The sequence below is a fragment of the Paenibacillus sp. JT31N11 genome (assembly GCF_056269285.1).
This window is the reverse complement of sequence record NZ_JBWDNQ010000021.1, coordinates 1-15,668: the sequence shown is the minus strand read 5'-3', so window position 1 is coordinate 15,668 and position 15,668 is coordinate 1. Positions and strand designations below refer to the sequence as shown.

Below are 15,668 nucleotides of genomic sequence, written 5' to 3'. Positions count from 1 at the left end.
ATCACCTATCAAAGACGGCTCTTATACATGGGTTTGAAAGATTCGGGCCAGTTCTTCAGGGGTGCCGTACAGGTGCAAGGATCCAGTCACAGCAAGAAATTGTTCATCGATTGAATAAGGCTCAACCAGATCAGTAAACGACTGATAGATTTTTGTAATTGCATTGATACGTCGATATATTCTTGCATGCGCGGCTTGATAATGATGACGTCCGGACATTTTGCTGCGATGGCTTCCCCTAGCCTTTCTGCCGTCATAACTCCATACGATTTTGCAATGGGGCAAGCGGCAAGGATAATGCCTGATCGACGTTCCGGATCTCCTGAAACCACGACCGGTTTAATACGGCGAAATCTACGAGATCAGGATCCAGGGCAACCGTTTCAATACCAACACCGTTGGAATAGTTTCATTTTTCGTGTAAAAGGATGAGATAAGGTGTGAAATGATTCACAAGATGTTTATGGTTTATCCATACCAGTGTCCAAATGTTTAATACGAGATGGAATGATACATATATTGCATACATATATTGTAATCGAGAGATGTCCAAAGGTGGAGGACACATAAATAACATATTAAAATTACTTACACCCATCAATAAATTTAATTATTTTGTCTATCGTTTTATTATTGTCCTCTTTAAACTCATGCTCCCAAATCCGTAAAACATTCCAACCATTACTTAAATAAAAATCAGTGACAGTAATGTCTCGGTTCTTATTCCTAAGAAACTTCTTTTCCCAATATTCGAGGTTGCTCTTCGGATACCTTCCATGTATGTCACAAAAATGCCAAAAGCAAGAATCTATAAATATTACTATTTTATATTTTTTAATTGAAATATCCGGCTTTCCTATCAAACCCTTAGAGTTTCTTCTAAATCTTAAACCCCGGCTCCATAATTGCTTACAAACGTAGTCCTCTAATTTGGAGATTGACCGAATAGACTGCATCATTTTACTCCGAGTTTCTTTTGAAACTCTATCACTCAACTTATCACCCCTGTTTCTACAAGTCTCCCCCAAGAAATATGATTTACACTTTGATCTTACTTGAATTCTGTTATAATATAAATGGAACTTTATAGAAATAGGTGAAAACAAATGGCAGGGGTTTCGGTAGCTGAATATTTAGGACAGAGAACTGATGTCGATGACATGCAAATTCATCCGGTTGGGATAGGGGCCCCATGTCCCTTTATGGATGGAAGGAAGTGCCATAAAAAGATTCCTGTATGTTCTATTCGTAATAAGGGGAAGTTGTGGATTGTTTGTGAAAATAGATTATGCAGTTCAAAAAAGACTGTGGCTGATCTAGCCAACCCAAAAAAGAAAGTGAAATTACCTTTATCGAGCTATCAAAAAAAGGTCTTACTAGAAATTGCCAGGGTTTCTTTTTCTTCTGTCCTCCGACTTGAAGATGTTGCAGTTAAAAGAGAGGTTCCAATAAAAGCAAATGACAAAAGCGATTACAGTGCAGACTTTGTCATGACACTGTACAATGGCAAGACTAAATTGCCAGGGCCTGATAGGGTAGTACTTGAAATGCAAGGTGGAGGCGAGACATCTAACACAGGAGAAATAACGCGACATCTTTCTGCTTGGGCTGCAGATAGCCAAAGGACTAACGCAATGTTGCGGCAAGAGATTTCTGGAGTGGGGACGATTGAGACAAATGCTTGGCGGCGACAACAGGAACAATTTTTCGTTAAAGGTAATGTAGCTTTAATGACATGGAAAGGTTACGGAATTATATTTTGCGTTGGCGAGCTGCTCTATGACTACATATGGAGAAAGATCGAAAACAAGGCTACACTGCCTTCTTTGGAAGAACACAATTGGACCTTAGCTTTTTTAGAGATCTGTGAAGACAAGGAACAGCCTCTGGTCCCAGGTCCATTACCTTTATTAGTAGGGAGAAGATTATTCACAAATTATCAGACATTTGTCCATTCTCTTATCAATCAAGGCGAACCAAGTTTAAGCACATTTGCAGGAGAGTTTGATCGACTTGATGGATCAACAGTTATCATAGAAAGGGACGGTGGTTAAAACAAAACAGGCTAGGACTACTCCCTAGCCTGTTTTGTTTGTGATAGTGCAACGAGTCTTCTACCTAACCATTCGATGACAGGAACTGCAACAGCATTCCCTAAAGTTCTGAATCTATTTCCGTCCAATCCACTGGGAATCCCTGTAGTTTCTCGTATTCCGAAGGGAGCATCCGTCTGACAAATAGCGTCTGAGCTGCCTCTGGAGTCAAGTGTATAGGTTTCTCCATCATTTCTATATCCTTTTGCTTGGGGTCCGGCTGAAGCTTTTCGTCCAATTCCGGCATGCTGGATAGAATAGAGAGCTGGAGACATATTGCCCTCGCCAGATCCAAAGGAAGTGGTTTCTTTCTGTCCCAAGCCCTGTCTAGGAGCGATTGCAATTGCCCCCTGCTCAAAAAGTACTTCAGCGGCGCGCTGGCTTCGATAACTTGCGACAATGTAGACTCTTCTACGTCGTTGGGGTGTTCCAAAGTATTTTGCATCCAATACTCGCCACGCCACACCATACCCGAGTTCATCCAGTGTTCGTATAACGACTCTGAAATCATTTCCGTCGTTACTGTTAAGTAGTCCGGGAACATTCTCGACAAGAACCCAATCAGGTCTTCCTTGTTCGATAAGTTCTGCGTACTTATAAAAGTGTCCGCTTCGGTCTCCTTCAAGACCTTTTCTTTTACCTTGGTTTGCGAGCGAGACATCTTGGCAGGGGAATCCTCCGCACCAAACTTCTGCTTTTGGGACTTCGTTGATTGTAACGTCATTTATATCACCCATCAATTTAACATTTGGCCAGTGTTTATGTAGGACCTTTTGGCAAAAGGCGTTCCATTCACACTGAAAAACAACTTCCATACCTGCTCGTTCAAGCCCGAGGTCAAAACCACCTATACCACTAAAAAATGAAGCTACTTTTAACATTCAATCAACTCCAATAGAACATATGTTCTATATTCGAAAAACGGTTCTAAATTCCTTCTTTGTTTAGCATCTTTTTTTCATAATTAGTATATCATATGCTTGCTCGAATGGCCAGTAAAATCGATATTGTTTTAATTTAATGAAAAGTAGAAGCACTACATTAACTTATTTTACATTTAAGCTTAAACTTGTTATTATAAATTGTTTTAGGGCAACAATGAATATATAGTTCTAAAACTTTATCAGCTATGGTTTCCTAAGAAAGCTTGTGGACCCATTTGAAATATAGGTTTTTTTTTGGTTAACAGTTATAATTAGTTAAAATTGTCCAGCATCGATTCCTTTTAGGATTGTTCGTTTACTATACTTTATTGGGAGGACTCACTATGGCTGAAAAATTATTTTTGAGTTTAGATAAACTTCATTTCGATCCCCAGAATCCCCGCCTGCCCAAGACCTTAATTGGTTCTCAGAATGAATTACAGGTTATTGATTATTTAAACCGATATGGAAATATTGTAGAGCTAATGCAGTCAATTGGGGAAATTGGATATTCAGAAGCTGAGCCTTTGTTGGTAGTTCCCAAAGAAGGGTTTCAAGACAATTATTTAGTTGTGGAGGGAAACCGAAGATTAGCTGCATTAAAATTGCTTTCAAATCCCGAACTAACATCACTTCGAAAAAAACTAATTGCTGACGTCATTGCTTCCGTTAAGTTTACCCCAAGTAATATTCCAGTCATACTATATAATAGTAGAGACGAAATTTTGGATTATTTGGGATATCGCCATATAACCGGGATTAAGGACTGGGGTTCCTTAGAAAAAGCACGATACCTTGACCAACTGTATACATTACATATTAGCACTGTGGGACATGGGCAAATTTATCCGATATTAGCAAAAATGATAGGAAGTCGTTCAGATTATGTCGCTAAACTTCACACTGCTTTAAAACTTTACGAGGTAGCAAATAATGACGCATATTATAATGCGGATATTAAAGAAACCGACTTTAATTTTTCATGGTTAACTACTGCAATATCCTACAATGACACCGTAGAATACCTTGGTCTCTCTTCAGCAGGAGACTCTTCACTAACCAACCTGAATAAGAAGCACTATGCACAATTGTTTACTTGGTTATTCGATCCTGTGAAAAAGAAAGTTGAAGAATCTCGGCAAATATCTGATTTAAATAAAATACTTGAATCTAAAACAGCTGTTACAAAGTTGGAACAGGGAGGTTCAATTTCTGAGGCCTTGCTTTATACATCTGCACCAAATGAGACCTTCCATTTATTGATTGAAAAAGCAAGAACTACTATACAAAGTTCGAAAAATATGATCGAACAGTTAAGCATCTTTCCTGAGAATACTATTCCAGTAATTGATGACATTGAAAAACTGTGTAAATCAATTAGGGGAGCTATTAGCGAAAATTTTGATTCAGATGGGCATGATAAGTTAAGTAAACTAGGCAATTTATCTTCCGAACAATTAGACAAGTTAATAAAATTGATCGAAAAGCAAGGTGAATAAGCCATGGCTCTTCCTAAAAAAATCAACATATTGCCTAACTGGTCCAGGAGTGATAAGAATAGATGGGCTGATTTTATAGAGTTGAAATGTTTAAATAGTTCTGACGGTTTCGTTACGATAGATGATATCATAGATCATTTTACCGACGAAAGCCCTGAAGAAATGGATCGCGGGACTCGGGAGCACTCTTCAAAGTATGATAAAATCTGCATGGACATTCAAGATTTTTTTGCATTGATTAAATTCAGGACAAAAACTCTCGGCAAATATTATCCCTTTGAGTTGATTGATGAATCTATATCCCTTAAAGATAACTTATCAAAATATCATAAATTTTATTTTTTTCTTTTATTCGCATCGAACCTCAGTTTCTTTGATGGGTCAACGATTTATGCCTTGACCCATGCTTTTGAAGACATAAGTTGTCATATTTTGCGGTTAATATCCTCACCTTTATCTAGTACTCATGTATTCGGAACCTCAAGAAACAGTGAAAGCAACTTATATACGGGAAATAAAAGGGAAAGAATAAATAAATTAGCTAGTAATTTATCTACACTTACAACTAAATCCTTTGACATGGATACATCGTATAATGCTCCAGCCGGGGATGGTGGGCTTGATTTAGTATCATTTATTCCATTAGACAACATGCCTTATATTCCAGTTTCCTTTGCACAATGCGCGTGCAGTTTTGACGAGTGGGCGGATAAGCAAAATTCGATAAAGCCTGACTGGTGGTCTTCGCGAATTGAAAATATGGCTCCTTATCTACAATTCACGTTTGTTCCATTTTATATCCGGCATGTCAACAGTGAATTCGAAAATATCACAACAATTAATACGTGTGTAATTGATAGACACCGAATCTTTAGGATTGCGCGAAGATCCCTTTTTAAGAAGTTTGAAAGGCACCATATTTTTGGAAAGATTGAAGCAATAATTTCATAATTAGACTTGCTAATAATTTTTTGTAACGAGGGGAGTGGTATCATACTTATGATGCCCTCCCCTTTTGTTGATTCTTATGATTTGTGTCATAAAGAAGTTAACAAAATGCACAATTTGTTAATTTGGGGAAAACGCTTGCGGGTAGTTGAAAAGCCGCTTCTAACGCGTTTTTTGTTTGTTTTAGGTCCCATAAAAATTTGTACTTAACATTTTGATTCTATTGTATAATTTAGCTAAACATTTCGGGTGGAAGGAGGGTTACCCCTGAGACCCTCTCAAGGTGCAAATACCGTTCAGCCAATCCGTGACCGGGAGAAGATCCGCCAGATAAAAGAACTGCTGATACATCGATCTTACCGGGACTATTTTTTGTTTTTTATGGGGATTAATTCAGGCCTTAGAATCAGCGACATTTTGCCGCTGCGAGTATATGAGGTGAAGGCAGCCACACATCTTAAGGTACGAGAGAAGAAGACCGGTAACATCCGTCGTATTTTGATGACGGATTCCCTTAGAAACGAAATCCAAAAGTATTGCCGTACACTAGGGGATTCGGATTATTTGTTTCCTTCTCGGAACGGGGATAAGCCGATTAGCCGTGTGCAAGCTTGGAATATTATTAATGCTGCCGCGCGGGATGTCGGCATTCAGGATTCGATAGGGACACATAGCATGAGAAAGACTTTCGATTATCACTTTTATCAAAAATATAAGGACCTGACTCTACTTCAACAAATTTTCGGCCATTCATCCCAATCCGTGACAATGCGATATATAGGTATAACAGATGACATGATTGATCAGGCTATGCAGCATTTTTCTTTATAAAATAATTAATAAGAGAATTAAATAAGGCCGATAAAATTGTGATACATAATTATCATTATGTAATAATAAAAAGAACGTGGAGTTGAGGCGGCGCAACAACAAACTTATGCAAAATATTTCTTCCGCCTTTCTAGGAATTAAACAAGTGTGACATTGAGATTATAATGCTACATAGAAACTAGACAGCGAAAAAGGAGTATCTTAGTTGTATGAAGCCAACAAGAAGGAAGTTCACTCCGGAAGAAAAAGCGCGTCTAGTGCTGGAAATTCTGAAAGAAGAAAAGTCTGTCTCTCAGCTTGCAACCGAGCATGGCCAGACATTTAAGAAAAATATTATGGATACATGAAAGTACTGGATATTTGTAACCAGGATCAAATGGATGAAGAGACGCGAACATTGCCTGAATTATTGCAGAATTAAATCAATTGATTGGACTGAACAGAGTTAAAGAAAAGGTTAATAACCTTAATGGCCTATCAAAAAGTACAGAAATTGCGTGAGAACCAAGGATTAACCTCTGCAAAAAACACCCTTCACCTTTCTTTTACGGGAAGGCCAGGAACAGGAAAAACGACAGTGGCAAGGATTGTCGAGCGGATTTTAAACAAATAGGATTACTTACAAAAGGTCATTTTATTGAAGTTTCTAGAACCGATTTGATAGCGGTTTTCAAGGGCAAACGGCATTAAAAGTAAAAAAAGTTATTGAAAAAGCAAAAGGCGGCGTGTTGTTCATTGATGAAGCCTATAGCATAACAGAGAACGACCACAGCGATTCTTATGGGCTGGAATGCTTGACAGAATTGACAAAAGCATTGGAGGATTATCGAGATGATTTGGTTGTAATCGTGGCTGGCTACACAGAGTCAATGAATAAATTCTTTAAATCGAATCCGGGGCTTAAACTGTTTTAATACATTTATCGAGTTCGATGACTATACGGCTGACGAGCTGGAAAAAATTTTAACCATGATGTGTAAAAATAACGATTATATTTTAAGTGAAAAAGCGAGAAGCAGAATCAAACAAGCTTTAAACAATCAAGTAGCCGCGAAAGATGAGCATTTTGCTAATGGGCGTTTGGTTAGAAATATATATGATGATATAGTAATGAACCATGCAAAAAGAGTAGTGGATATTAATGAACCGAGCCATGAGATCTTATCCTTAATAACCGATGAAGATTTTATAATAGATGGAAGCTGTGAAGCACTTCCAAGAAGACATCAAATCCAGAAACTTAAGATAAATTTTCTTTACGACTCTTACCGAATTACCTAGTTTTGGTTTGAACTACATAAATCATTATGGTAGTAGTTATTACGTAATAGAGGTGAAGGAGGAGAGGGCTATGTATCTGATTGAAAAAGAAAAGAAAGTTAAATCACAAATAAACTATATACAACACTTTTCAACAAGAATTCCATGGAAGGATAACGATTATACTGGGCGAATTGACGATAATCCTAAGTATAATGTAGCTGCTCAAGTAATCCCCAACATTGCAGCATCACGAGACTTAGAGTTTGAGGAAACAAATAAAGGTAAAAGTTACGAACAGATAGGACCAGTAAGAATGCAAAGCTGGATTACAGAGAACGCTGCATTCATGAGTGATACCAAGCTTTATCTTAAAATGAACCATCCATATAAAAAAGGAAATGCTAAGTTCAAGCATTTCGAAGAAACAACTTTCGAGATGGTTTCCTATTCATTCTTATTGCGCCCCTTTTCATGGACTTTAAAGGATAATGCTAATGAGAAACAAAAGTATTACAATTTTAACTTTGACTTAGAAAAAACAGAACAAATGCTGAACTGGTCAAGTGCGTGGGTATCGCATGGAGAATCTCAAAAAGGGATATTTGATTACTTCTTTTCCGGGATTAAGCCGCACAATTCATTGATATTTCCATATTACAAACAAGTCCCATTTATCGAAGATAATCGGCGTGTAATTGCAGGAATAGGAAATATATTATCTAATGTAGAAATTCATGAGTATGAGTCTGATGGAAGCAGTGACGAAAAAAACTACATTTGGGAGACGAATGTAGCTCATTCGATAAGAGTTGATGGCAAAGATGGCTTTTTAATGCCATATCTTGAAATTTCCGAGTATGTAAAAGAGCATCCTGATTTTGATGTATCGAGTGTCACATTGTTTGAAGCGGCAGGTTTTAGATCGGAATTTTCATATGCAGCTGAATGGGTCAGCTACGATGCGGCTATTGATGTGCTAAATCAAGCGAAAATTGCATTGAAAAATATAGCTAAACTCAAGCTAAAAGAGGCTAATCATGAATGGGTAAATGTTCAACTTGAATATATTGATAATCAATTAAAAAGCGTTTGGAAACAACGTGGTATTTTCCCGGGACTAGGTTCGATTTTATCAGCTTTCGGTGTTAGGTATGGTTTCGATGTTGCTCATCATGTTGATACTTCTGAAAACGACTTGATTTCTGAATTGAAGTTGTATTTTTCAGGGGAGAAAGAAACAGGCAACGGGAAACTGGATGACAGCTTAGCTGACAAAGAGGATGAGTTTTCAGGTTTACTAAGAGATGAAACCAAAACTCGATACTTCGAACTTTTGTCTCGATTGAATCTTTCTGTTGAACAAGCTATTTATGCTTGGAGTAACCTGAAAAATTATGCAGCTGAAATTGTTGAAAACCCATACCAATTATTCGAATTTACACGAAAAGAAAAGGACGAACATCTAGTTACTATTTCTCAAATTGACAATGCAATGTTTGTGAATCCGTTGGTGGAAAATAGGTATCCTCTAAATAAACCATCTAAAATGAGAACTGAAAGTGATAAGCGCCGATTTAGAGCTATGGTGATATTTGTTTTAGTTCAAGCCGCAAATCAAGGCCATACTTTACTCAGCTATAATAAAATTGTTGAAGAAATTAATAAATTACCATTAGATCAAAAAACGGATTTTCAAACTGAAAAAATTGAAGGCGTTTTAGAGTTCTTGCAGGAAGGTGAATTGTACGTTAATGTGAAAAATACTTACATTAAACTGAAAGAATATCAAGATTATAAACAATTGGTAGTCGATATAGTAAATAGCCGTTTAGAAACTAGTTTATCTAGTGAACAAAACTGGGGAAAAATTATTAACGATCAATTTGGAAAACTTCAAGAAAATAATGAAGAAAACGATCAATTGGCTCGTGATGAAAAGGCGACAGCGTTAAAAATTCTTGAATCATCTAAAATATCTGTCTTATTGGGGAGAGCTGGGACGGGTAAAACATCAGCTTTGGGCATTTTTGCTTCTTCAAAAGCAATTAAAGCTGGTGGGGTATTAGCATTGACCCCTACTGGGAAAGCAAGAGTTCAACTCGAGAATTCATTTAAGAAGACTAGTGTTGAAGCTGAGTTTATGACTGTGGCACAATTTTTAATTCGTTCAAAAGGCTTCAGTTGGAACACAATGGCTTATAAGATGCCAAGCCAACCTAGTTCGAGTATTGCCAAAACAGTTATTATCGATGAAAGTTCAATGCTGACCGAAGATATGTTTGCTGGGATACTAAAGCTTGTTGATTCTCATGCTGAGAGAATTATCTTTATAGGAGATCCAAATCAATTACCTCCAATAGGAGCAGGGCGCCCATTTGTCGATTTGATTAATTATTTAGAGAGTACTTATCCTAATAAGGTCGCAACGTTGAAAACTGAGATGAGACAGGGTTCAGGTGGTGATGATTTGTCATTTGCTCAAATATTCTCTAATTCGAATTCAGTCGATAAAGGTGTAATTTATCGTATTCAAAACAATAAAACAGATAATCGTCTTAAATATATTCAATACGCCGATTTAGTCGACTTAGAAAAAGTGTTCTTTGAAGAATTGGTGGAAACTGCGAATATGACAAATAAAGATGATATTGATGGTTTCAATAAAAGTTTGGGAGCTACTGTAGAAAAATATACAAGTTATCCAACTAGTGAACATATAGAAGACTGGCAGGTTCTATCTCCTACTAAATTTATTGGTGCAGGAAGCTATTATTTGAATAATCAAATTCACCAAAAATATCGTCAAGATACTGTCGAGCAATGGAATGCATATTCAAGGTCAAAATACAGCCCTCTGTCTGTTCAAAATATCGTTTACGGAGATAAAGTCATATCTAATGTAAACGGTGAGAAGGATTACTGGGATGGTACAACGGGGAAAGCATATATTGCAAATGGTGAAATTGGTATTATGGCGGATTACCCAGGCCACTATGGAAAAAATGACAAGAATTCTAGTTGGTATAAATTCCGTTTTGGCTCATTTGAAGGAAAATTATTTTCATATACTAATTCTGATTTTGGTGGAGAAAACAGTGACTCTAAATTAGAACTTGCATATGCTCTTACTGTTCATAAGTCTCAGGGTTCTGGTTTTGGCAAAACCATAGTAGTCATAAATGGAAAAAGTACATTTATTGCAAAAGAACTTTTGTATACTGCATTTTCTCGTCAAAGAGAAAAACTAATTGTATTAAGTGATTTGTCAATTCAAGAATTAGTTCAGTATGCGAATGACTGGTATTCGGATACAAAACAACGATATACAGACCTATTTGAAGTTCCAAACATCATTGAGATAGAATCTAGTAAACAAAAACGGTACTTTGAAGAAAAATTGATCCATAAAACGATTCGTGGTGAAATGGTAAGATCAAAGTCCGAAGTAATTGTGGCTAATATTCTCGAGAAGATGAAAATTGAATATTCCTATGAAGAACCATTAGATGTTAGTGGCAAAACCTATATTCCTGATTTTACTCTACGCTACCAAGGCAAAACTGCTTATTTAGAGCATCTTGGAATGCTAAGAGATAAATCATATAAAAAGCAATGGGACAAGAAAAGAGCAAATTATGAAAGTATAGGAATTTCAGAGGTTGTTGGAAATTTGATAATTACAGAGGATGGATTAGACGGAAGTATGGATGCAACGTTAATAGAGAGTAAAATTCAAACATGGATAAAAAATAGTTGATTTATTCCCATCAATAATTCAGGTTCAGGTACCAGGTTCTAACACGATTTTAAATTGTGTCAGAATCCGGTACCTTCACTCTAAGAAAGTTAGTATAACTATGCTATGTTCCCGCCTACCGCTAGTGCCCAAAATACCGTAAATATGTTTCCGAGAACGGACAATTACCTCATCGAGTGAGACTAAACCAAAAATTGATGCGGCGTTATATTTAATTATTATTAGTCAAGGTAAACACTACTACATCATGTCTGCGATGAGCACTCAAACCAAGTTGACTATGGGAACAAACATCAGAAGAGCGGACGACTGTCTAGATAACGATCGTTTTTTAAACGAGGATGAAAGAATCATCCTTATCATTGGTTCGACCACGAATCATGTCTATAAAGTCGTCTGAAATTCAATGTCTATGAAAGATTTCACCCGAGCGTTTTATATACTTATTGCTCCTTTACATAAGCAAAATAAGGGGTTGAGGGCAGACAATTTCTCATAGCGTACGTTTACAGCGTTTTGCTGGCGATACTCCATGTAGTATATATTCATTACAACTTAAACAATTCCCTATTTAATGCTGCCCGTTCGTGGAGCGAATGGGTTGCCAATTCAGTAACCCTTCAGTTTAAAATCTCGTTTCTGATGACGTTGTATGGACGAATTATGAATTATTATTATGGCTCTTTTATTGTTTGGTAAAAGTACCCATTCTATTTTATAATAAGACAACGACTTATAAGGGGATGGATGATGGATTCGTTCGTTGATTATTATAAAATTCTTGACATACCTCAAAATGCCTCGCTTGATATGATTAAGTCTGGCTACAGGAGCCGTTCCAAAGAAGTGCATCCTGATGTTGGCGGAGATGATGAACTTTTTAGGGCCGTAAAAAAGGCGTATGATATTTTATCCAATCCGGCTACAAGAAGAGTCTATGACGAATTGTTCGAAAGCAAGCAGCGAGAATGGATGGAGATGCAACAGTTTTTTTATGAGACCCCACCTCAACCACCAGAGGAACCCACACCTTCTCCAGCGACTCCTCCTAAAGGAACAACCCAATTGTCATTCTTCATCCGTTTTCATTGGCGTGCTTATCTCATCGGAGTAGGAGCCTTTATTGTCCTTTTATTGATCATTCAATTTATCAACCGTGACGACACTGGCTCTACGGACAATATCTTCCATACGAGCGGCAGCCTGAACGAATCGTCGGTTGAAACCGTTGATCCGGTGAATGAGATAATGTATCAGGAGCCTACGGCTGAGAGCAATATCGATTCCCCTGATGTAGAGTCGTCGGCCGTTACCGAGGACAATACGGGGCCGATTGAAAACACGTTACAAAATCCTGAATTAAACTATGGCATTTTGAGTGATAACAAATCGTCTAATAGTGTTAATCCAATCGTTGATAAAAATAAATCGTTACCTAACAATACAGATGCAGGAAAAGAAAAACAATCCATTCCAAAGAATACTGGGGCATCATTTGGTTTAGGCAGTGATCAGGATACAGTAAAACAAGTCATGGGCGCACCTGATAGTGCTCAAACTTATGAGATGGTGGGGAGTACATGGGCATATGGTGGGTCCGTCATTGATTTTGATACAAACGGAAAGGTCAAAGGTTGGAGGAATGACGCAGGTAATCTACAAGTTGATATCGGCAAGCAAAAAAGTGAGGCGCGTGCAACTACGTTAGGAGATGCAAATCAATCTGTGATTGATGCGATGGGAACCCCTGACTCTCTCACCTCCTATGACATGGTAGGGGAAACATGGGGATATGACAACTCAAGTATCGACTTTGACACCGATGGCAATGTAAAGGGTTGGGCAAATCGTGGAGGCAATTTAAAAGTCTTTCTCGGTGACCCTAAACCCAAAGTGGGCGGCATTCGAGAGGATTCAACAAAACAAGAAGTATTGGATGCCATGGGGACGCCGGACTCGGTGCAACCTTACGACATGGTAGGAGAAACATGGGGTTACGGAAATTCTTCGGTCGACTTTGATACAAAAGGTTTTGTTAAAGGGTGGAGCGATTACGGAGATACCTTATATATTGCAGAACAATGAGAGGCGTTCCCAATAAGATCTTATTTGTAACAAAAAAAGGAGCCGCCGCATAACAGGCTCCTCAGCAATTGTGTTCTGTCGAGCTAAGGTCCGCCGCGCGGCTGCCACTAGAACTACGACTGAGCGTGTTGAAGGCGTATCCAAATTAAGTAGTAAGGGTCAGGTAATGTTTGTGCTGGTGGACATAGGATGGCTTTAAAAACATCGCATTTCTTGAGTAAGAAGCAACGTGTGGTAAACAGGAACATCAGTATTTCGAGTCTCCGAGAGGTACATTTTCGTTATTGGTAATAAGAGAAATTAAGTCCTTTTTGTCGAGACTACTAAGCCGCATATAATCAAGTAAGTTGAGGTGACTAAAATTGGTATTTAATTCGCTACTTGAAAAAGTCAGTTATGTTAATTATTTTGAATTGCGTTTAGAGCTCCATGCCCAGATTCCTTCCTTTGAACTTATGCGTATGATAATAAAAACAACAGATGAAGTAATTAAATCGGAAGTGTACAACTATGGTAATGTGGTTTTCATAAAACAAAGTTTAAGTGGGAGAGAGCTCTCTTGCATTTTAGAACAGGCATTAAAGAGCGGTCGATTTCGAATTGATACTCCTGGCGTTTGTGAATTCATTGAGTGTAAGTATGACTTGGAAAGTTTACGGTTTGAAGAGCGAAGGCTTTCAGCAGGTCAGTGGGATGGTATCCAGAGATCAGGATTTCCAGCACATGTTATTCGGAGCAATGTAGAAGTCGACCACAAGTTTGATCACTTGATTGAAAATCCAATGAATAGAGTTGGATTGCCGTATTTTCCCAATCTGAGAGATGCCGAGTTCTACTATCTTTACGATACCTTCTTGGAGAATGTCGGAACTTCAAGATGGTTTTTACAGATTATTATGCTAGATAAAAGGGCTTGGATTGAACGAGTCGTAGTTGATGCATTCGGATTACATGTAACAGTTACTGGAAAAGAGGCTGGGAAGTGCGAACTTAAGCTCTTTGGAAAGCGCCCAGGTATTGCCCAAGTCGTTAGTATTTCTGAAAACCATTCGGCAAATATTATCTTGGGAGCATTACCTTCAGAGCTTTATGTACACCTTTGCCTCCAGGACGAAGTGCTTGATTCTCGTTTTATAGCTGAAAGTGAAATTCCATTTGCTCCGACTGCGGGGGTAGTGTTTCAAAAAGATGATAAGCTGAGTATTGAAGGAATAATTATGCTTAGAGGTGAAGGTCTTCATCATGATTACAAAGAGACTTATACAGAAAAAATTCTTGTGACAATGTGTGCCTTTGCAAATACTGAAGGTGGTTCGATATTTGTTGGAATTAGTGATGATGGGAAAATTGTGGGTGTCGAAGATGGGGATGGTATACGCCTCAAGGTTGAAGACCGGTGGGAAGACAATGCAATTGGAAAAGTAGAAAGGAGGTATAGTTTTCATCCTCTGTTTGACGATCAGGGAAATGAGCGGATTGTTTTGGAAATTCTTGTAGAAGAGGCGGAAACTAAACCAGTAGGCATACGTAAGAAGAATGGGCAGGAAGCATATTATGTGCGTCGGGATGGAAGTAATCGACCAATGAAACGGGATGATTTTGTTCACCTTATTGAAATAGCCCTGAAAAACTCGAATTCCAGGAGTTCACTTATCAATGACCCTCTGTATTGGATGAAATAATCGAAAACTGAGTAAGATTCAGATTATCATAGTGGCGAGGGCTATGCAACCACACCATAGTCCCGAATCTGACGCCACCCCGGGCCAGGGTGTCCAAATACGGTGTCTTGACATCGGGATGTCACGCGCAGGACACATCTATGGCTCTACCATTATTATTTATGGTGTATTTTGGTTAAGCAATTAAGTGATTTATCAGAAGAAGCAATTGCAATTTTTCTTCATCAAAAAGAGAATTATTTGTTGAGAATAAAAATAACAAATAATCATTATGGATCCACTACGGATATGATATTTTAACAAACAACGGCAATTTGGGACTTTATGTATTCGTCCTGGACTGCCGTTTATATTTTTCAGAAGTCTGTCTAAAAGGGAAATAATAGAAACTTGAGAACCTCGAAGCATCATCCAATTAATGAGGAGCGTGTGCGATGCTCAAATGGAGTAGCACGTCCTACGTTTTCTTGTGTCAGAAAGCATACTTTTCGGCACATTGAAAAATAGGCTTGTTTTGCGTGCCAATATATCATAAAATGGTTTTTGGCATGTGCCATGAAATGATAGGATATTTTGGCATGAAATAT

13 protein-coding genes and 1 pseudogene are annotated in these 15,668 nt (G+C 37.9%); 10 read left to right on the top strand and 4 right to left on the bottom strand.

What is annotated here, in order from left to right; genetic code table 11:
- Window positions 1–21: 21 nt before the first annotated feature.
- Both AC0YNV_RS36185 and AC0YNV_RS36180 read right to left on the bottom strand, forming a co-directional pair.
- Window positions 22–344: pseudogene (locus AC0YNV_RS36185) on the bottom strand (Y-family DNA polymerase).
- A 240-nt stretch (window positions 345–584) separates the two neighbouring features.
- Window positions 585–995, bottom strand: a complete 411-nt coding sequence (locus AC0YNV_RS36180; RefSeq protein ID WP_475772391.1) for a very short patch repair endonuclease — start codon at window positions 993–995, stop codon at window positions 585–587.
- A 111-nt stretch (window positions 996–1,106) separates the two neighbouring features.
- On the opposite strand from AC0YNV_RS36180, the gene AC0YNV_RS36175 reads away from it, so the two are divergent.
- The gene (locus AC0YNV_RS36175) at window positions 1,107–2,054 is read left to right on the top strand and encodes a hypothetical protein (RefSeq protein WP_475772390.1); all 948 of its coding nucleotides are present in this window, start codon (window positions 1,107–1,109) and stop codon (window positions 2,052–2,054) included.
- Between the two features lie 17 nt (window positions 2,055–2,071).
- Here the strand turns inward: AC0YNV_RS36175 and AC0YNV_RS36170 are convergent, their stop codons facing one another.
- Entirely contained in the window at window positions 2,072–2,974 is a 903-nt protein-coding gene (locus AC0YNV_RS36170; RefSeq protein WP_475772389.1) for a DNA cytosine methyltransferase, read from the bottom strand.
- A 386-nt stretch (window positions 2,975–3,360) separates the two neighbouring features.
- Between AC0YNV_RS36170 and AC0YNV_RS36165 the strand changes: the two genes are divergently transcribed.
- The 9 genes from AC0YNV_RS36165 to AC0YNV_RS36125 all read left to right on the top strand — a co-directional run bounded on the left by AC0YNV_RS36165 (window position 3,361) and on the right by AC0YNV_RS36125 (window position 15,081).
- A complete protein-coding gene (locus AC0YNV_RS36165; protein ID WP_475772388.1) occupies window positions 3,361–4,515 on the top strand; it encodes a hypothetical protein in 1,155 nt (384 codons plus the stop codon).
- A gap of 3 nt (window positions 4,516–4,518) precedes the next feature.
- A complete protein-coding gene (locus tag AC0YNV_RS36160) occupies window positions 4,519–5,466 on the top strand; it encodes a hypothetical protein (protein WP_475772387.1) in 948 nt (315 codons plus the stop codon).
- A 264-nt stretch (window positions 5,467–5,730) separates the two neighbouring features.
- Window positions 5,731–6,294, top strand: a complete 564-nt coding sequence (locus AC0YNV_RS36155) for a site-specific integrase (RefSeq protein WP_475772447.1) — start codon at window positions 5,731–5,733, stop codon at window positions 6,292–6,294.
- Between the two features lie 209 nt (window positions 6,295–6,503).
- Entirely contained in the window at window positions 6,504–6,641 is a 138-nt protein-coding gene (locus tag AC0YNV_RS36150) for a transposase (RefSeq protein ID WP_475772386.1), read from the top strand.
- A gap of 357 nt (window positions 6,642–6,998) precedes the next feature.
- Window positions 6,999–7,208, top strand: coding sequence for an AAA family ATPase (locus AC0YNV_RS36145; RefSeq protein ID WP_475772446.1), 210 nt, complete (start codon window positions 6,999–7,001; stop codon window positions 7,206–7,208).
- Window positions 7,209–7,263: 55 nt separating this feature from the next.
- On the top strand, window positions 7,264–7,575 hold the full coding sequence (locus tag AC0YNV_RS36140; RefSeq protein ID WP_475772385.1) for a hypothetical protein: 312 nt from the start codon (window positions 7,264–7,266) through the stop codon (window positions 7,573–7,575).
- Window positions 7,576–7,645: 70 nt separating this feature from the next.
- On the top strand, window positions 7,646–11,314 hold the full coding sequence (locus tag AC0YNV_RS36135) for an ATP-dependent DNA helicase (protein ID WP_475772384.1): 3,669 nt from the start codon (window positions 7,646–7,648) through the stop codon (window positions 11,312–11,314).
- A gap of 747 nt (window positions 11,315–12,061) precedes the next feature.
- Window positions 12,062–13,399, top strand: coding sequence for a J domain-containing protein (locus AC0YNV_RS36130; protein ID WP_475772383.1), 1,338 nt, complete (start codon window positions 12,062–12,064; stop codon window positions 13,397–13,399).
- A gap of 362 nt (window positions 13,400–13,761) precedes the next feature.
- A complete protein-coding gene (locus tag AC0YNV_RS36125) occupies window positions 13,762–15,081 on the top strand; it encodes an AlbA family DNA-binding domain-containing protein (protein WP_475772382.1) in 1,320 nt (439 codons plus the stop codon).
- Between the two features lie 407 nt (window positions 15,082–15,488).
- Here the strand turns inward: AC0YNV_RS36125 and AC0YNV_RS36120 are convergent.
- Window positions 15,489–15,668, bottom strand: a 180-nt coding sequence (locus tag AC0YNV_RS36120) for a hypothetical protein (protein ID WP_475772381.1), incomplete at its 5' end; no start/stop codon positions are given.